This window comes from Mesorhizobium sp. M1078 (assembly GCF_040318615.1).
In the GTDB taxonomy this organism is placed as follows: Bacteria; Pseudomonadota; Alphaproteobacteria; order Rhizobiales; family Rhizobiaceae; genus Mesorhizobium.
The window spans coordinates 124,549-141,148 of record NZ_JAMYMP010000013.1; the positions used below are offsets into that span (position 1 = coordinate 124,549).

18 protein-coding genes are annotated in these 16,600 nt (G+C 61.5%); 6 read left to right on the forward strand and 12 right to left on the reverse strand.

Annotated features, from left to right (window positions below):
- Positions 1 to 131 precede the first annotated feature (131 nt).
- Together NKH38_RS18565 and eno are read right to left on the reverse strand one after the other, a co-directional pair.
- Entirely contained in the window at positions 132 to 455 is a 324-nt protein-coding gene (locus tag NKH38_RS18565) for an FtsB family cell division protein (RefSeq protein ID WP_023682560.1), read from the reverse strand.
- 138 nt (positions 456 to 593) lie between these two features.
- Positions 594 to 1,868: a phosphopyruvate hydratase gene (gene eno / locus NKH38_RS18570; RefSeq protein WP_023682561.1), complete on the reverse strand. Its 1,275-nt coding sequence runs from the start codon at positions 1,866 to 1,868 to the stop codon at positions 594 to 596.
- Between the two features lie 103 nt (positions 1,869 to 1,971).
- On the opposite strand from eno, the gene NKH38_RS18575 reads away from it, so the two are divergent.
- The gene (locus tag NKH38_RS18575; RefSeq protein ID WP_352762096.1) at positions 1,972 to 3,552 is read left to right on the forward strand and encodes a glycoside hydrolase family 19 protein; all 1,581 of its coding nucleotides are present in this window, start codon (positions 1,972 to 1,974) and stop codon (positions 3,550 to 3,552) included.
- Between the two features lie 109 nt (positions 3,553 to 3,661).
- On the forward strand, positions 3,662 to 3,784 hold the full coding sequence (locus NKH38_RS18580; RefSeq protein WP_023688444.1) for a hypothetical protein: 123 nt from the start codon (positions 3,662 to 3,664) through the stop codon (positions 3,782 to 3,784).
- A gap of 83 nt (positions 3,785 to 3,867) precedes the next feature.
- Here NKH38_RS18580 and NKH38_RS18585 read toward each other — a convergent pair whose 3' ends face one another.
- The 6 genes from NKH38_RS18585 to NKH38_RS18610 all read right to left on the reverse strand — a co-directional run bounded on the left by NKH38_RS18585 (position 3,868) and on the right by NKH38_RS18610 (position 6,963).
- A complete protein-coding gene (locus NKH38_RS18585; RefSeq protein ID WP_023668909.1) occupies positions 3,868 to 4,233 on the reverse strand; it encodes a PRC-barrel domain-containing protein in 366 nt (121 codons plus the stop codon).
- 84 nt (positions 4,234 to 4,317) lie between these two features.
- The gene (locus NKH38_RS18590; RefSeq protein ID WP_023668908.1) at positions 4,318 to 4,521 is read right to left on the reverse strand and encodes a dodecin family protein; all 204 of its coding nucleotides are present in this window, start codon (positions 4,519 to 4,521) and stop codon (positions 4,318 to 4,320) included.
- 97 nt (positions 4,522 to 4,618) lie between these two features.
- Positions 4,619 to 5,497, reverse strand: coding sequence for a 3-deoxy-8-phosphooctulonate synthase (gene kdsA, locus NKH38_RS18595; protein ID WP_031199053.1), 879 nt, complete (start codon positions 5,495 to 5,497; stop codon positions 4,619 to 4,621).
- Entirely contained in the window at positions 5,494 to 6,369 is an 876-nt protein-coding gene (locus tag NKH38_RS18600; RefSeq protein WP_352762095.1) for a VOC family protein, read from the reverse strand. The genes kdsA and NKH38_RS18600 overlap by 4 nt, the downstream gene beginning before the upstream one ends.
- A 55-nt stretch (positions 6,370 to 6,424) precedes the next feature.
- Positions 6,425 to 6,715: a Dabb family protein gene (locus NKH38_RS18605; RefSeq protein WP_023682566.1), complete on the reverse strand. Its 291-nt coding sequence runs from the start codon at positions 6,713 to 6,715 to the stop codon at positions 6,425 to 6,427.
- 113 nt (positions 6,716 to 6,828) lie between these two features.
- Positions 6,829 to 6,963, reverse strand: a complete 135-nt coding sequence (locus tag NKH38_RS18610) for a hypothetical protein (protein ID WP_023688440.1) — start codon at positions 6,961 to 6,963, stop codon at positions 6,829 to 6,831.
- 259 nt (positions 6,964 to 7,222) lie between these two features.
- Between NKH38_RS18610 and NKH38_RS18615 the strand changes: the two genes are divergently transcribed.
- Complete coding sequence (locus NKH38_RS18615) at positions 7,223 to 8,473, forward strand: class I SAM-dependent methyltransferase (RefSeq protein WP_352762094.1); 1,251 nt, start codon at positions 7,223 to 7,225, stop codon at positions 8,471 to 8,473.
- Positions 8,474 to 8,534: 61 nt separating this feature from the next.
- Here the strand turns inward: NKH38_RS18615 and NKH38_RS18620 are convergent, their stop codons facing one another.
- The gene (locus NKH38_RS18620; RefSeq protein WP_352762093.1) at positions 8,535 to 10,514 is read right to left on the reverse strand and encodes a bifunctional 2',3'-cyclic-nucleotide 2'-phosphodiesterase/3'-nucleotidase; all 1,980 of its coding nucleotides are present in this window, start codon (positions 10,512 to 10,514) and stop codon (positions 8,535 to 8,537) included.
- Between the two features lie 141 nt (positions 10,515 to 10,655).
- Positions 10,656 to 11,921, reverse strand: coding sequence for an NAD(P)/FAD-dependent oxidoreductase (locus tag NKH38_RS18625; RefSeq protein WP_352762092.1), 1,266 nt, complete (start codon positions 11,919 to 11,921; stop codon positions 10,656 to 10,658).
- 178 nt (positions 11,922 to 12,099) lie between these two features.
- Here NKH38_RS18625 and NKH38_RS18630 point away from each other — a divergent pair, with 178 nt between their 5' ends.
- Positions 12,100 to 12,783, forward strand: a complete 684-nt coding sequence (locus NKH38_RS18630) for a 5-formyltetrahydrofolate cyclo-ligase (RefSeq protein WP_352762091.1) — start codon at positions 12,100 to 12,102, stop codon at positions 12,781 to 12,783.
- A 37-nt stretch (positions 12,784 to 12,820) separates the two neighbouring features.
- Here the strand turns inward: NKH38_RS18630 and NKH38_RS18635 are convergent, their stop codons facing one another.
- Both NKH38_RS18635 and NKH38_RS18640 read right to left on the reverse strand, forming a co-directional pair.
- Complete coding sequence (locus tag NKH38_RS18635) at positions 12,821 to 13,039, reverse strand: helix-turn-helix domain-containing protein (protein ID WP_352762090.1); 219 nt, start codon at positions 13,037 to 13,039, stop codon at positions 12,821 to 12,823.
- Between the two features lie 69 nt (positions 13,040 to 13,108).
- Positions 13,109 to 13,582, reverse strand: a complete 474-nt coding sequence (locus NKH38_RS18640; protein ID WP_023668897.1) for an Lrp/AsnC family transcriptional regulator — start codon at positions 13,580 to 13,582, stop codon at positions 13,109 to 13,111.
- Between the two features lie 155 nt (positions 13,583 to 13,737).
- Here NKH38_RS18640 and ald point away from each other — a divergent pair, with 155 nt between their 5' ends.
- Both ald and NKH38_RS18650 read left to right on the forward strand, forming a co-directional pair.
- Positions 13,738 to 14,853, forward strand: coding sequence for an alanine dehydrogenase (gene ald / locus NKH38_RS18645; RefSeq protein WP_027050830.1), 1,116 nt, complete (start codon positions 13,738 to 13,740; stop codon positions 14,851 to 14,853).
- Positions 14,854 to 15,128: 275 nt separating this feature from the next.
- Positions 15,129 to 16,364: an outer membrane protein gene (locus NKH38_RS18650; RefSeq protein WP_084569944.1), complete on the forward strand. Its 1,236-nt coding sequence runs from the start codon at positions 15,129 to 15,131 to the stop codon at positions 16,362 to 16,364.
- Positions 16,365 to 16,600: the final 236 nt, after the last annotated feature.

Consider the following 16,600-nt stretch of genomic DNA (forward strand, 5'->3'; position numbering starts at 1 on the left):
TCAGCTCCTCCCCACCGATTGGAAGGAAGCTAACATGCGAGACCGTGTTTCGCCATGCAGAAAAACGCATGGCTGGCATGCGCCTAAACGCCCAGAATCATTAGAGATAACAGCGATTAACCGAAATTCGGTTATTTGGAATTGGCCGGCAGCATGATGGTGATTTCATCGGGCTGGGACAGATTGAGCGCCCGGCGTGCCTGCTCGTCGAGCATATCCTTTTCGAGCGTGCCCTCATGCATCAGCTGGACGCGCCGCTCCAGATCGATCCGGCGCGCCTTGATGGCATCGTACTTGGCCTGCAATTCGATGGTCTGCGCTTCGAGCTGATATTTGGAATTGATGCCGAACTCGCCATGATAGGCATGGAAGCCGAAATAGGCCAGGAACGCCACGCAAAGCGACGGGATGATCAGCCGGCCGGTGTTTCTCTGCTTGTGCTGGCGTGTCCACATGGTCGCAATCCTTTGACCGCCATTTGTCGCTCGATTGTGCTTAATGGACGGTTACGGACAGGTGCATTAGCCAGCGGCCGCAACGAAAAAGGGCGGGAAAATCCCGCCCTTCCATCGTTTTCGCCAGTTCGGCAGAATTTAGGCTTTGACCACCGACTTGCCAGCGTAGCGCGCCTGCTTGCCGAGCTCTTCCTCGATGCGGATCAGCTGGTTGTACTTGGCCATGCGATCCGAGCGCGACAGCGAACCGGTCTTGATCTGCCCGCAATTGGTGGCGACGGCGAGGTCGGCGATGGTCGAATCCTCGGTTTCGCCCGAACGGTGCGACATGACTGCGGTGTAGCCTGCCTTATGCGCGGTCTCGACAGCGTCGAGCGTTTCGGTGAGCGAGCCGATCTGGTTGACCTTGACCAGGATCGAATTGGCGACACCCATGCGGATGCCGTCGCGCAGCCGCGCCGTGTTGGTGACGAAGAGGTCGTCGCCAACCAGCTGCGTCTTGTTGCCGATCAAATCGGTCAGGTACTTCCAACCCTCCCAGTCGTCCTCGGCCAGGCCGTCCTCGATCGAGATGATCGGATAGTCGGCGGCGAGCTTGGCCAGGTACTTGGCCTGCGCCTTGGGATCGCGGGTCTTCTTCTCGCCCTCATAGACGTAATTGCCGTCCTTGAAGAATTCGGTCGCCGCACAGTCGAGACCGAGCGCGATCTCTTCGCCCGGCTTGAAGCCGGCCTTCTCGATCGATTCCATGATGAAATCGAGCGCCACCGGCGCACTCTTCAGATTGGGCGCGAAGCCGCCTTCGTCGCCGACATTGGTGTTGTGGCCGGCATCCTTGAGCTTCTTGCGCAGCGTGTGGAAGATTTCCGAGCCCCAGCGCACCCCTTCGCGCAGCGTCGGCGCGCCGACCGGCAGGATCATGAATTCCTGGAAATCGATCGGATTGTCGGCATGCGCGCCGCCGTTGATGATGTTCATCATGGGCACCGGCAGCAAATGCGCCTTGGTCCCGCCGACATAGCGGTAGAGTGGCAGGCCGGCGGCTTCCGCTGCTGCCTTGGCGACCGCCAGCGAAACGCCGAGAATGGCGTTGGCGCCGAGCCGGCTCTTGTTGGGCGTGCCGTCGAGCTCGATCATGGTCTGGTCGATGTGGATCTGGTTTTCGGCTTCCATGCCGCCGATCGCCTCGAACAGCTCGCCATTGACGGCCTCGACCGCCTTGAGCACGCCCTTGCCGAGATAGCGGGCGCCACCGTCGCGCAGTTCGACGGCCTCATGCGCGCCGGTCGACGCGCCCGACGGCACGGCGGCGCGGCCCATCGAGCCGTCTTCGAGAACGACGTCGACCTCGACGGTCGGATTTCCACGGCTGTCCAGGATTTCACGCCCGACAATGTCGATGATGGCGGTCATTGCGATGTCCCCGATTGATCGATTGAAAGCGTCGCGCCCCTCTTAGCCAAAGTGCCGCAAAAGGCAATCAGGAATGGCATGAAATAATAGTGACGATCGCCCCATGCGCTCAGGCCGTGGGGCATGGGCGACGCCATCTGAACGCAAACAGCCCGCCCTGACGTCATATGTCTGGCGCCGCATGGGGCGGGTGCCCCTCCCCTTTGATCGCGGCAATCCCTTATCACAAAATACCAGGCGGCACGCAAACTCCAGCAGATGCTTCAAAAGAGGCTACCGCCAACGTGACAAACTTCACAATGCAGAGAATTCGAAGATGTTAGCGTCACATCTACAACGCGAACTATTTGGCGACCACAGTGAAATCAACAAACTTGAACTCTTTGGGGAGGCGGCAATGGCAGCGATTTCAGGCACTGGCTGGGAACTTCTTATTAGCCGCAGAGTCGAGCATATGAGGGGCACCAGACGCAGGACGGTTGGTACCTATAAAGTCTTCCACAACGGCACGGCAGTAACGGGTCTATCGGGGTTCGTGTGTGAATCTCGCGGCCCTGGCGACAATTCCAAAGAAGACAATGGCAGGCGCATCGAGCCCGGCACCTATCCACTGGCGACACAGGCCGGAGGCAAATATGTGACCATAGGCTACACTGGCGCCAAGACGCCACCCAAACCTGGACTCGAACTGCTGAAGACCAACAAGCGCACCGAAATCCTGATCCATCCGGGCGTCAATTTCCTGTCCAGCGTCGGATGCATCAACCCGACGAAGAAGGTGAGTGGTCCGCTTTCCGACATGGATTTCACGGAGAGCCGGACACGCGTAATCGCCCTCATTGACGATCTGAAAACCTTTGCCGGCGGTGGCTTCCCGAAAAGCAACGGCAAGCGAATTCCCAATGCTTCGGTGGTCGTCGAAGGCGAACCGGTGCTGTCGACCGAGAGTGTCGAGAGCGTGCTCGAAGCGGTTGCGGGCGATCCGAACAAGGGTTTGCCGGCAGCGGTCTTCCAGAAATTCGCGCCGAGACCGGCAAGCGGTTCCAAGCGAACAATCTATGACGGTTACATCGGCGCCTTTACCTCCGACAAGGGCCTCAAGACACTTGGCGATCATGGCGTGTGCAACAATTATGATCGGCTGATGCATTTCTTCGCTCAAGCGGCGATGGAAACCGGTGGCTTCACCCTCATTCGCGAATCCCTGACCTACACGACCGTGGCGGCAATCCGGAAAGCATGGAGGTCGCGAGCCGCGGGCAAGACCGATCAGTGGATCGAGGACAACCTGCTGCGCAAGCCGCAAGCCCTGGGCGACTGGGCCTATGGCGGGCGGATGGGCAATGTGAAAGGAACGTTGGACGGCTTCAATTTCCGCGGCGGCGGTACGTTCCAGACCACCGGGCGCGACGCGTACATGGCCAAGGGCAAGCTCGCCAAGGTTGAACTCGCCAATCATCCTGAACTGATCGAGGATCCACAGATTTCGCTGCTCGCAGCTTGCGCCGAATGGAAAGGGTCAGGCTGCAATGCCTTTGCCGATGCCGGCCTGATTAAAAAGATCTCGCGCGCGATCAACGTCGGCAACGCCAATTCGACCACGCCGGCCAATGGCGAAGCGGATCGGATCGCCTGGCATGAGAAGGTTTTCAAGGCGGTCAAGAATGCCGGACTCCTCGGCTGAGCATGCCTCGGATCACGTTCGACAACACCACGTCATCATAATTCAGAGATAACAATCTCTGTGTCGACTAGGATGGTGATGCGCGGGGCGAAACAGGAGGAGTTTCGCCATGTCCGAGTTGAGCGGTATCGTGAGTTTGTTCCTGATCGCGGCGGCGTTCCTGACGTCGTGCGATACGCAGCAGCCGCCAAAGGCGGCGACGCAGCTGTCCACGCTTTACGCAGCAGAATAATTTAGAAACTGTTGGGTTGCACTGAAAAGGCCCCCGTTTCGGAATTTCGGGGGCCTTTTCACGTCAGGCGTCAGCGCAGCTGATCAATGCCAATACGGCGTGACCTTGTAGTAATCATAGGAAGCATCACGTGCGGCCTCGCCATCGGCGCCGGCCAGTTCATTGATCGAATAGGCGGGTGCTGCCTTCAGCTGCTCCTTCGAGAACGGCACGACATAGCCGCCCTTGTCCTCGTCATAGTCGAGGCTCGCCCACGGAATGGCGTGATACTTCTCGCCAATGCCGAGAAATCCACCGAACCCGATCACCGCGAACATGATGCCGTTCGACGTCTTGTCGAGCATGATGTCCTCGATGCTGCCGATGCTCGTGCCTTCGGTGTTGTAGACCGACGTGCCGATGACGCGCGAAGCGGCGATGGCTTCGGTGTGGCCTGTCTGGGTGGTCATGGCTGCTGCTCCTCATGTCGTTGATCGATACTTTGACAATGAGGGGCGCGGGCGAAAGTTCCCGTTTTTTCGAGCGGCGGGCGGTTACTCCGCGAGGATGAACGTCACCTTCATGTTGACGCGATAGGCCGCGATCCTGCCGTCCTCGACGACGATCTTCTGGTCCTGGATCCAGGCGCCTTCGACGTTCTTCAGGGTCTTTGAGGCGCGCTCAATCCCCTTCTCGATGGCGTCCTGAAAGCTCTTTTTCGACGACGACGTGATTTCGGTGACGCGGGCGACGGACATGGCTTCCTCCTGCCAAGACGCTCATTTGCAGCAGCGAGCCTACAGCCGGCTTATGCCTTCCACAAGCAGGGCAGCGCGCGCGCCATAGCCGAAACCATCAGCCTCGGTTCAGGTCAGCAGCATTCTTGGCGATGCGGTCGAACGCCATCAGTCTTTCGAGCAGCGCCGGCATGTCCTTCAGTGGCAGCATGTTGGGCCCGTCGGAGGAGGTCGAATTGTCGGGATCCTGGTGGGTCTCTATGAACACGCCGGCGACGCCGACGGCAACGGCAGCCCGCGCCAGCGTCTCGACAAAGCGGCGCTCTCCACCGGAGGAACCGCCCTGCCCGCCTGGCTGCTGCACCGAATGGGTGGCGTCGAAAATCACCGGCGCGCCGATCTCGGCCATCACAGGCAAGGCCCGCATGTCCGACACCAGCGTGTTGTAGCCGAAAGACGCGCCGCGCTCGGTGGTCAGCACATTGAGGTTGCCCGAACCGGTGATCTTGGCCACCACGTTCTTCATATCCCAAGGCGCCAGGAATTGCCCCTTCTTGACGTTGATCACCTTGCCGGTCTTGGCGGCGGCGACCAGCATGTCGGTCTGGCGCGACAGGAACGCCGGAATCTGCAGCACATCGACATGGTGTGCGACGATCGCGCACTGCTCCTCGGTGTGGACATCGGTCAGAATGGGAACCGAAAATTCCTTGCGCAACTCGTCGAACACCGGAAGCGCCGCGTCCATGCCGGCGCCGCGCGTTGCCGACAGCGAGGTGCGGTTGGCCTTGTCGTAGCTGGTCTTGTAGACGAGGCCGATGCCGAGCTTGCCGCTCAGTTCCTTCAGCGCGCCGGCCATGTCGAAAGCGTGCTGGCGCGATTCGAACTGGCACGGGCCGGCGATCAACGCCAAGGGCCCGCTGTTGTCGAAGACGACGTTGCCGACGGTTACCGACGAATTCGGCGCCAGCGAATTGGGCCCTTGCGGCTTGCTCATGGGGTCTCCCGGAAGATGAAAGCCGCGCCCTGTCCGGATGCCGGCTGCACGACGATTTCGTTGCCCGCTATATCGTGCCCGACGGCGTTGTCTGCAAGCAGCCTCGCGACAGCGCCGACACTGCGGACTGAAAAGACAATCGCGGCGAAGCGAACTCTTGTCGGCGCACCGGCCGGAATGTCGAAGCGCGCGGTGAAAGCCGCAGGATCCAGAACGGTCAGACGCGCATTCGGCAGGTCGAAGACCGCGCTGCTCTGCTGCTCCGGGCCAACCACTGTCGAGATCAGGCTGATCTGCGTGGAAGGCGCGTCGCTGACCGCGACGATTTCGGCAATGCCGGTCACGCCGTTGGCATGGGCCTGCAGTGCCGTACGGTCGATTTGAGGGGCGTTGATCCGCTCGCAAGCGAACAGAAAGGCGTCCATCGTCTCGGCGTCGCCGGCGGCGAAAGCCAGTTTGAACGAGGCCATGTCGCTCTTTCCGGCCGTGTCGGTGAAGGCGCGGGAAAAGCTCAGTACGTCTCCCGCCGACAGGCCGGCTTTGATAAAGCGCGCATGGTCCGCATCGGCATCGTCGGTGGCCAGCACCACGGCGGAAAAGCCCTCATCGCCCAGCCTGGCGCGATAGAGCCGGTCGCGCGCGACAAAGACATTGCCACCGGCAAATGCCTCGTCTGCAGCCTGTTCATTCCCGACCGCCAGCGGTTCGAGATAGGTGCCGTCGGCAAGGAAGACGCAGCAATTTTCGGTGCCGAAAGGGTGGATGCCGGTTGGTGCGACGATGAAGCCAAGCGATGTCAGCCGCGCCCGCGCCACGGCGAGGCTCGCCGTCGGCAACACAAGATGGTCAAGCGGATGGATCGTGCTGGTCATGCCGGCGCGGTGTGCATCATTCCGGAAATCGGTTCAAGGCCTCTTGCCAGCCCGATCAGGCCATCGCCACGACATCGGCCGAATAGCGCAATTCGCGCAATGGTTTGACCCGGCTGGTCGTCTCGGCATAGAGCGGGTGCGCCTTGTAGGCGGCAAGCGCGGCATCATCCTCGAACTCGGCATAGACGACCACGTCGATCGCATCCGACAGCGGATCGACCTTGGTGTTGAGCGTCACCTCGAAGAGGCTTGAATGCGGGATCTTGCCCAGCGCGAGCAAGCCCGTGCGCACGGCCTCGACATCGTCCTTGCGCCGCGCGCTGAAGAAAACGATATGCCGGATCACGCCTGCCTCCACGTTCGATTTGCGGCATGTTTTGTGTGAGCGGGACCGTCGCGTCAACCGCCACGATGTCGCGCCCGGCAATGCCGGCAGCGACTTTGCAGAGGCGCAAAAAGCTAGGCTTTGCCGGTGACGTAGCGCACGACGCGCGACATCTCCCTGACCGTCGTGTCGAGATAGCGGCCCTGATTATAGAGGCCGTCCCAGATCAGGAAAAAGGCGATGGCGACGATGACGATGACATAACGCATGGCTGAAACTAACGTATGTGGCTGTTCGTAACCATAGCGATTTCACCGAGGGCCGCGCTCTCCCGCGGATTCTGGCCTCAGGCCGGCAAGCTGGGCCAGCGCCGCACGAAGCTTGCCTCTTGAAGTTTCGGCCAATGCCATGGAAGATTGTGGGGAAAATTCACGCAGGCTACGGCGTTCGCGCCTGGCGAATGAAAGTGGAGGATGTGGAGGCCGGCAGATCTTGCGCCGCCCCCGCGGAAGTCCAGGGGGGTGTGAGATGGCTGTCAGGGAATACAAAGGCTTCGGCGACGCCATCAGGCTGGACGAACTCAATTTCGCCGAGATGGTCAAGGGCCTGCCGGCCAAGGCGCGCATGGTGCTGTCGGCGGCGATGAAATTGCCGCGCGGTTCGCTGAAGGTGAGGATGCCGGATGGCCGGGCGGTTCTTGTCGGCGGCAACGGACCCGGCCCGGATGCCGAACTGGTGTTGAAGAACTGGCGCCTGCCCGGCCGTGCCTTTTCCGGCGGCACCATCGGCGTTGCCGAATCCTACATGGACGGCGACTGGGAAAGCCCTGATGTAACCAGCTTCCTGGAACTGTTCGTCGTCAACTCGGCCGTTGGCGAACGCATTGCCGGCGGCGCCAGCTGGCTCATCAACACGGTCCAGCGCATCCGCCACTGGTTCAACGAAAACACCCGCACAGGCTCGAAGCGCAACATCTCGGCGCATTACGATCTCGGCAACGCCTTCTACAAGCAATGGCTCGATCCCAGCATGACCTATTCGTCGGCGCTCTATGCGACCGGCGCCAACGACCTGGAAAGCGCTCAGGCCGCCAAATACCGCGCGCTGGCCAAGGATACGGGTATCGGCAAGAAGGACCATGTGCTCGAGATCGGCTGCGGCTGGGGCGGTTTTGCCGAATTTGCCGCGCGCGAGATCGGCTGCCGCGTCACCGGCCTGACCATCAGCCGCGAACAGCACGATTTTGCCAAGGCGCGCATCCAGAAGGCCGGGCTTGCCGACAAGGTCGAGATCAAGCTGCAGGATTACCGCGACGAAACGGGCACTTACGACCGCATCGCCTCGATCGAGATGTTCGAGGCGGTCGGCGAAAAATATTGGCCGGTATTTTTCGGCAAGATGAAGGCGTGCTTGAGGCCCGGCGGCACCGCCGGCCTGCAGATCATCACCATCAACGAGGCCGCCTACGACACCTATCGGGCGAGGCCGGATTTCATCCAGCGCTATGTCTTCCCCGGCGGCATGCTGCCGACGCCGTCGATCCTGAAGACGCTGGGCAGCGACCATGGCCTTTCCCATCTGCGCGAGCGCGTCTTTCCGGACGACTATGCCCGCACGCTTGCCGAATGGCGCAACCGCTTCTGGGCGTCGTGGGAAAAGATCGTCCCGCTCGGCTTCGACGACCGCTTCAAGAAGCTTTGGGAATTTTATCTCCACTATTGCGAAGCCGGCTTCAGGGCCAGCTACATCGACGTGCGCCAGGTGGTCTACAAGGCCTGATCCGAAGCGTGATTGAGCGGGCGTATGCCCGCTCGTTTTCCCTGTTACCTGCGCGTTTGACTCAAAGCAGGATGCGATACTTCGCAAACCCGGATTCGCCCTCGCCGGCCGGCTCGATCTTGAGCGATTTCACTCCCGATATAAAATCCTTCGCTTTGGGGCCGGTCTCGAACACGACGCTGGTGCCGGGCAGCGGCGTGAACGACCAATTGTCGTCGGCCGAGGGATTGATCGTGCCTTCGCTGACGACGTAGCGCACGATCACGTCGCGGTTGGTGTCCGGCGCCTCGTAGATGATCTTCGAGGCATTGATGTCGGGGAAATTGCCGCCACCGCCGGCGCGGTAATTGTTGGTGGCGACGACGAATTTCGCTGCCGGATCAATAGGCTTGCCGTCGAAGCTGAGGCCGATGATGCGGTTCGAGCCGGCATTGGCGACGCCACCCTTGGCATCGTATTTCGGCAGCTGCGACAGGTCTATTCCGTAGCTGACGCCATCGATCACATCGAAATTGTAGGACGGGAATTCGGTGTCGATGAGCGCCTGGTCGGCCTTGCCCGGCTCGATCTTCCGGAAAATGCCGGCCGACATTTCCAGCCATTCCTTCACTTGCGCGCCGGTGATTTCGACGGCGCGCACCGTGTTCGGATAGAGATAGAGGTCGGCGACGTTCTTGATGGCGATGTCGCCCACCGGCACGTCGGTATAGTAGTCGGCGCCGTTGCGCCCGCCGGCCTTGAAGGGTGCTGCCGCCGACAGCAGCGGCACATCCTTCCACTGCGTGCTCTTCAATATGTCCTTGAGATACCAGCTCTGCGCCTGGTTGACGATCTGCACCGACGGATCGTCGGCGACCAGCGCGAAATAGGAATAGAGCGGCGCCGAGGTCTTGCCGACCGGTCGGCGGACATAGGCAAGTGTCGCCTCATGGTCCGGCTTCAGCGCATCGACGACGCGCTGGTCGTCCGCCACCGTCGGCTTGTTTGCCTTGTCGACGCGCTGGTAGATCGGCCTTGCCTCCGATGTGGCCGAGGCTACGCGCCATTTCGATCCGTCCCGTTCCAGAAGCAGATCGATCAGACCCATATGCGAGCCCCAGAAACCGCCCATCACGGCGGGCTTGCCCTGCAGCGTGCCTTTCTCGGTGTCGACGCCTTCGAGCGCCTGAAAATCCTTCTTGCCGGGGAAGACGAGATGCTGATGGCCGGTGAACACCGCATCGATGCCTTCGACGCGGGCGACGAAGAAGGAGGCGTTCTCCATGCCGTCGCCCTGCTTGATATCGATGCCGGAATGCGAGAGCGCGATGACGATGTCGGCGCCCTCCTCCTTGATCTGCGGCACCCATGCCCTGGCCGCCTCGACGATGTCGCGCGTCCTGACATTGCCTTCCAGGTTCTTCAGGTCCCAGACCATGATCTGCGGCGGCACGAAGCCGATGATGCCGATCTTGATCGGCTGCTCGGCGCCCGACCCGTCCTTGATCTTCTTGTCGAGGATGACATAGGGCTTGAGGTAGAGCTTGTCGTCGCGCGGTTTGGCGGCAAGCTCGGTGCCGCGGATCAGATTGGCGCAGACGAAGGGGAAATTGGCCCCGGCCAGCACCTTGTCGAGGAACGACAAGCCGTAGTTGAACTCGTGATTGCCGAGCGTCGAGCATTCATAGCCCAGCAGGTTCATGCCCTTCATGATCGGATGCAGATCGCCTTCCTTGAGGCCCTTCTCATAGGCGATGTAATCGCCCATCGGATTGCCCTGCAAAAGATCGCCATTGTCGATCAGCATCGCATTGGTGGCTTCCTTGCGCACCGCCGCGATCAGTGAGGCCGTCCGCGACAGGCCCATCGTGTCGTTGGCTTTGTCTGCGTAGTAGTCGTAAGGCAGCACATTCACATGGATGTCGGTGGTCTCCATGATCCTCAGATGCGCCTGATTGGCCTGCGCTCGGGCGGAAAACGGATGCAGCATGATCAGCGCCCCGCTGGCGGCCGCACCGGCAAGAAAACTACGGCGGGAGACGGGGTAATTGAGATGCGGCATTGGTTTTCCTTCCCAGCGACGTGACAAGATCCCAGCCCCGGGCGGAAGCTTCGCGCCGAAAACCGGCCATGTCCATCGGGAAGTCAGTCGATCAGCAAAAGGTGACGGCTGGATGAATATCCTTGGCCGCGGTTGAGAACCTCAGCCCTTGTTATCATCGCCCTGGGTGATCAGCCGCGCGCTGCGCTGGCCGGTGAAATAGATCCATAGCCAGCTAAGCGACACCGAGAGCCGGTTGCGAAAACCGATCAGGAAGTAGATATGCGCCACGCCCCACAGCCACCAGGCAAGCCATCCCGTCAGCTTGATCGAGCCGAAATCGATCGCGGCTGCCCACTTGCCGATCGTCGCCAGGTCGCCGGCATGTTTGTAGCGGAAAGGGCGCGGCGCGCTATCGCCAGCCAGCCGCGCCTTGATCGTCGCCGCAACATGCTTGCCTTCTTGCTTGGCCGACGGCGCCACGCCGGGGACCGGCTTGCCATCCGGCCGCAACACATGCGCGGTGTCGCCGATGACGAAGATCTCCGGACTGTTCGGCACGGTCAGATCGGGCTCGACCATTACCCTGCCCGCCCGGTCCACCGGCGCGCCCAGCCACTCTCCCGCGGGCGAAGCCGCTACGCCGGCGGCCCACAGGATGGTTCGCGCCGGCAGATGCGTCTCGCCAAAGACGACGCCTTCGGCATCGAGGCGCGTGACGGCGCGGCCAAGCTCGACCGTGACGCCCCGCCGCTCCAGCGCCTTGCGCGCATAGTCGGACAGCTTTGGCGCGAAATTGGCTAGGATCCTGTCTCCGGCCTCCACCAGCACCACACGCGCCTCACGCGTGTCGATGTTGCGGAATTCGCCGCGCAGCGTTTCATGCGCGAGTTCGACAATGGTGCCGGCAAGCTCCACGCCGGTCGGGCCGCCGCCGACGATGACCAGTGTCAGCAGTGCCTGGCGCTTGGCCGGATCGGTCTCGCGCTCGGCCTGCTCGAAGGCGAGCAGGATGCGCCGGCGAATGGTGGTTGCGTCTTCAAGCGTCTTCAGCCCGGGCGCGAAAGGCTCCCATTCGTCGTGGCCGAAATAAGCATGACGCGCGCCGGTGGCGAGCACCAGCGTGTCGCAGGGAACAGAACTGCCGTCCTCAAGCAGCACGCGTTTGCCTGGACGGTCGACGCCGGTGACGTTGCCGAGCAGGGTCGTCACGTCCTCGCGCTTGCGCAGCAGATGACGGATCGGCCAGGCGACTTCCGAGGTCGCCAGCGAGGTGGTCGCCACCTGGTAGAGCAGCGGCTGGAAAAGGTGATGGTTGCGCTTGTCGATCATGGTGATGCGCACGGGTGCGCCGGAGAGCGCGCGGGTCAGCTCGAGACCGCCGAACCCTGCGCCGACGACAACGACATGATGGCTGGTTTCACTCATCGCATTCACCCCTGTTTGTCTCCCTTTATCTAGTGATTTTTGTGCACCGCAACAATGTCGCGGCGAGCTAGATTGCCGCTTAAGGCTGCCCAGGACTCGTCGCCGGATGTCGCGAATGCCTATGTCGGCAAGCATGGACGGGTATAGCCTTGCAGGGCTGGAACCACGGGAGTGAAGCATGGCCAACGACGATGACAAAGATGGCAAAGGGCGGGCGCAATATTCTTCGCCGCCTTGCTTCATGCACGAACTCGATCCGGAATTTCGCGCGCCATTGACCGACTGGACCGATGTGCGCCGTTGGCGCAAGGACGAGCGCGAACGACTGATCGCGGCGCGGCTGGCGGTTTCCGCCGACACGCGGGCGGCGATGTCGCAAGCCATCGCCGAAGGCCTTGACGCCGCGATCGGCGACATTGCCGGCCGCATGGTCAGCCTCTACTGGCCGTTTCGCGGCGAGCCGGACCTGCGGCCATGGATGGCGTCGATCAACGAACGCGGCGGCCGCACGGCGCTGCCCGTCGTCGTCGACAAGGGACAGCCGCTGGTCTTCCGTGCCTATGTTCCCGGCGACCGGCTGGAAAAGGGCGTCTGGAACATCCCGATCCCGGCCGAGGGCGATCCGGTATTGCCCGATATCGTCATCTCGCCGATTGTCGGCATCGACCCGCGCAATTACCGCCTGGGTTACGGCGGCGGCTTCTTCGACCGCACGCTGGCGGCGATGCCGTTCAAGCCATTGGTCATCGGTGTCGGCTACGAGTTGCAGCGCATCGCCACCATCTACCCGCAGCCGCACGATATTCCGATGGACCAGATTGTAACTGAGGCGGAAAACCTGAGCCCCAACCCAACAGTGTAGTCTCCGAGCTTACGCTGAGACGGAGGGTCAGGAATGGTTACTTCTGACGCCCGGCCTTTACATCGCCTCCGCTCGTGCGATCTGTCCTCTTCCGCATGCTACCAATCACCAGCAATGCCTCTGTGATTTCGCGAGCCTTTTGGCCGCGCTCGATTGCTGAATAATGCGCCTGGCTAACCTTTAATTTTTCCGCGACCTCCAACTGAGTTAGCCGCTTGTCCAACCTCAACGCTCGGAGATCGCCCGCTCTGGTCATTTGTCGCTCCTCTAAATCAACCTTGGCTCACGTGATAATACAAAATAATAAAAAATACAAGGCGACTTTTTAAGCAAGCTCGGGCTTCATGCCCATGGCCGTCCGATCGACGATCTCGCGCAAGGCAAACGACGAATTGATCTTGGTCACATGCGGCATCGCCGACAGCCACTCCTTGTGGATGCGCTCATAGTCGACCAGATCCTTGGCGGCGATGCGCAGGATGTAGTCGTATTCGCCCGACATCAGGTGGCACGACAGCACATTCGGGCAGCGCTTGATCGCCGCCTCGAAATCCGACAGCGTCTTTTCGAATTGGCCCGACAGCGATATGTGCACGATCGCCGTCATCTGGTGGCCGAGCGCGGCATTCGAAAGCCGGGCGTGATAGCCGCGGATGGTGCCGGATTTCTCCAGATTGTCGAGCCGGCGCGAACAGGCCGACTGCGACAGGCCGACCCTTTCGGCGAGCGCCGCATTGGGTATGCGCCCATCCTTCTGCAGAGCCTCGAGAATGGCGATATCGATCCTGTCGAGCGGCATTTCTCGTGATTCCTGCGAAATTTCCTTGATTTCGCGCAACGATTATCGAAACGCGTGACCCCGCGCAAGCGCATTCGCAAACACCTGCGCAACGATTCGTGGTTCACTCGGTTGATACAGGGAACGAGCCCGAAGGGCCGGATCAGGAGAAGACTATGCGCGTCGGCTGCCCCAAGGAAATCAAGAACCACGAATACCGCGTCGGCCTGACGCCGGGCTCCGTCCGCGAATATGTCGCGCATGGCCATGAAGTGCTGGTCGAAAGCGGCGCCGGCGCCGGCATCGGCGCCGATGACAATGCCTACCGCGCCGCCGGCGCCACCATCGCCAGGACCGCCGCCGACGTGTTCACCAAGTCCGACATGATCGTCAAGGTCAAGGAGCCGCAGCCCAACGAATGGGCGCAGCTGCGCGACGGCCAGATTCTCTACACCTATCTGCACCTGGCCCCGGATCCGGAGCAGACCAAGGGCCTGCTCGCGTCCGGCGTCACCGCAATCGCCTATGAGACCGTAACCGACGACCGCGGCGGCCTGCCGCTCTTGGCGCCGATGTCGGAAGTTGCCGGCCGCCTGTCGATCCAGGCCGGCGCGACCGCGCTGCAGAAGGCCAATGGTGGCCGCGGCGTGCTGCTCGGCGGCGTGCCCGGCGTACTGCCCGGCAAGGTCACGGTGCTCGGCGGCGGCGTCGTCGGCCTGCATGCCGCCCGCATGGCGGTCGGCCTCGGCGCCGACGTCACCATCATCGACCGCTCGATCCCGCGCCTGCGCCAGCTGGACGACCTCTTTACCGGCCGCGTCCACACCCGCTACTCCACAGTCGAGGCGCTTGAGGAAGAATGCTTCTCGGCCGACATCGTCGTCGGCGCCGTGCTCATCCCGGGTGCTGCTGCACCCAAGCTGGTGACTCGCGAAATGCTGTCGGGCATGAAGAAGGGCTCGGTGCTGGTCGACGTCGCCATCGACCAGGGCGGCTGTTTCGAGACCTCGCACGCCACTACCCATGCCGAGCCGACCTATGAGGTCGACGGCGTGATCCACTACTGCGTCGCCAACATGCCGGGAGCCGTGCCGGTGACCTCGGCGCACGCGCTCAACAACGCGACGCTGCATTATGGCCTGCAGCTGGCCGACAAGGGCCTGAAGGCGCTGGTCGACGACCACCATTTGCGCAACGGCCTCAATGTCCACAGGGGCAAGATCACCAATCGCGCCGTCGCCGAAGCACTCGGCTATGAGCTGGTCGAACCGAAAGTGGTTCTGGCTGCCTGACCAGACGCCTTAATCGACTCAAGCAGTTCTGCCTCCCTCACCCGCCGGTTGCGCCGGCGGGTTTTTTATTGGCCGCGTGCTCACAAATTGCGGGCTCTAAGGCAACATCACGGCGAAACGGCCCGGCTTGGCGGTGCTTTTGCCTGCCGATGTGGCATTTTTGTCATTCCAATATTGGCGAGCGTCCTGTTAGAACACGGACGGGTTTGTTCTTATGCTAAGGGGCTAAAATGTTCATCTCTGCTAAATCCGTTCTTCTCGGGGCCGTTTCGGCAATGGCTTTGATATCGGTAGCGCATGCCGCCGATGTTGTGCAGCCAGTGGAAGAACCTGCCGGTTTCAACTGGAGCGGCGCCTATGTCGGCATCGGCGGCGGCTTCGGCGCCACCGTGCATCGCATCAGCGTCGACCCGGTGATCGACTTCAACGGGATCGGCGGCAACGGCGTGTTTGGCGAAATCACCGCCGGCTACGACTATATGGTCTCCGAGCGCTTCCTGCTTGGCGGCTTCATCGACGCAAACATCGGGAATATCGGTCCGTCGATCAGCCTTCCGGGCGCTGATATCGACCTGACGAACGCTTATGGCTTCGACGTCGGCTTGCGCGCCGGCTATCTCTTGAACCCCGATACGCTCGGCTATGTGCTCGGCGGCTACACCTGGAACCATTTCAAGCTCGAGGGTTCGGGCTTTGCCGACGGTCTTGATTTCACGGAGAACCGTGGCGGCTATGTCGTCGGCGTTGGCATGGAAACCGTGCTGCGCGGCAACTGGACGATCAAGACCGAGTACCGCTACGCCAACTATGGCGACGACTCGGTGGCTGACCTCGGCATTATCGGCGGCCCGGGGACCTCTCTGGATGTCGAGCCATCCAGCCATACCTTCCACATCGCGGCCAACTACCGCTTCGGCGCCCAGAATGGCGGCGGTGCCTCGTTTGCTGCTCCGACCTACAACTGGACCGGCTTCTATGTCGGCGGCGCGCTTGGCGCCGGCACCGTGGTGCATGACCTGACGCTCGCCAGCGCCCTCGAATTGGATGGCATCGGCGGCGAAGGCGTGTTCGGCGAGGCGAGCATCGGTTACGACCATGATTTCGGCGGCTGGGTCGCCGGCGTTCTGGTCGACGCCCGCTATTCCGGCATACGCTCGAAGCTGGACATTCCGGGTGGGTCGATCAAAGGCGATGCCGACTATGGCTTCGATGCCCTGGCCCGCATCGGCGCCAAGGTCAACGAATCGACGCTGGCCTATGTCCTCGGCGGTTACAGCTGGCAGCATTTCGACCTGCATGCCTCCTCGCCCGTTGGCGACATCATCGACTGGGGCTCGAGCGGCTTCTCGGTCGGCGGCGGCCTGGAAACGGCCGTTTCCAGCAACATGACGCTTGGTCTCGAATACCGCTATTCGCAGTATGAGAAAGAGGATTTCGGTTCGGACGGCTTCCTCACCGACGAGCCTTCCTTCCAGACCGTTCGCGTCGGCGCGAAGTATAAATTCAACTAAACGCCGCACACACACACGGCGAAGGCCCGTCGGTCAATTCCGGCGGGCTTTTTCTTTGCGCAAAATTCCTGACGTCGGAAGTGAACAGGCTGGCGGACAACAAAAAAGCGGAGCCAAAGCCCCGCTTCCTCGGTCGTCGAGATCCCCGCCGGTTCATCCGCGGTCGGCAATCCATCGACGCTGGTTTTTAGCGCGAGAATGCGACGGGAGTACGACAAGTCCCAACCGGCATCGGC

Coding starts and splice junctions, on each gene's coding strand:
- NKH38_RS18585 (WP_023668909.1), bottom strand. CDS start 4,233: ATGACCACCCAGACAGGCCACACCGAAGCCATCGCCGCTTCGCGCGTC.
- NKH38_RS18625 (WP_352762092.1), bottom strand. CDS start 11,921: ATGAGTGAAACCAGCCATCATGTCGTTGTCGTCGGCGCAGGGTTCGGC.
- ald (WP_027050830.1), top strand. CDS start 13,738: ATGCGCGTCGGCTGCCCCAAGGAAATCAAGAACCACGAATACCGCGTC.
- NKH38_RS18635 (WP_352762090.1), bottom strand. CDS start 13,039: ATGACCAGAGCGGGCGATCTCCGAGCGTTGAGGTTGGACAAGCGGCTA.
- NKH38_RS18590 (WP_023668908.1), bottom strand. CDS start 4,521: ATGTCCGTCGCCCGCGTCACCGAAATCACGTCGTCGTCGAAAAAGAGC.
- NKH38_RS18610 (WP_023688440.1), bottom strand. CDS start 6,963: ATGCGTTATGTCATCGTCATCGTCGCCATCGCCTTTTTCCTGATCTGG.
- NKH38_RS18640 (WP_023668897.1), bottom strand. CDS start 13,582: ATGCCGCTCGACAGGATCGATATCGCCATTCTCGAGGCTCTGCAGAAG.
- NKH38_RS18615 (WP_352762094.1), top strand. CDS start 7,223: ATGGCTGTCAGGGAATACAAAGGCTTCGGCGACGCCATCAGGCTGGAC.
- eno (WP_023682561.1), bottom strand. CDS start 1,868: ATGACCGCCATCATCGACATTGTCGGGCGTGAAATCCTGGACAGCCGT.
- NKH38_RS18600 (WP_352762095.1), bottom strand. CDS start 6,369: ATGACCAGCACGATCCATCCGCTTGACCATCTTGTGTTGCCGACGGCG.
- NKH38_RS18575 (WP_352762096.1), top strand. CDS start 1,972: ATGCGCTCAGGCCGTGGGGCATGGGCGACGCCATCTGAACGCAAACAG.
- NKH38_RS18565 (WP_023682560.1), bottom strand. CDS start 455: ATGTGGACACGCCAGCACAAGCAGAGAAACACCGGCCGGCTGATCATC.
- kdsA (WP_031199053.1), bottom strand. CDS start 5,497: ATGAGCAAGCCGCAAGGGCCCAATTCGCTGGCGCCGAATTCGTCGGTA.
- NKH38_RS18620 (WP_352762093.1), bottom strand. CDS start 10,514: ATGCCGCATCTCAATTACCCCGTCTCCCGCCGTAGTTTTCTTGCCGGT.
- NKH38_RS18580 (WP_023688444.1), top strand. CDS start 3,662: ATGTCCGAGTTGAGCGGTATCGTGAGTTTGTTCCTGATCGCGGCGGCG.
- NKH38_RS18650 (WP_084569944.1), top strand. CDS start 15,129: ATGGCTTTGATATCGGTAGCGCATGCCGCCGATGTTGTGCAGCCAGTG.
- NKH38_RS18630 (WP_352762091.1), top strand. CDS start 12,100: ATGGCCAACGACGATGACAAAGATGGCAAAGGGCGGGCGCAATATTCT.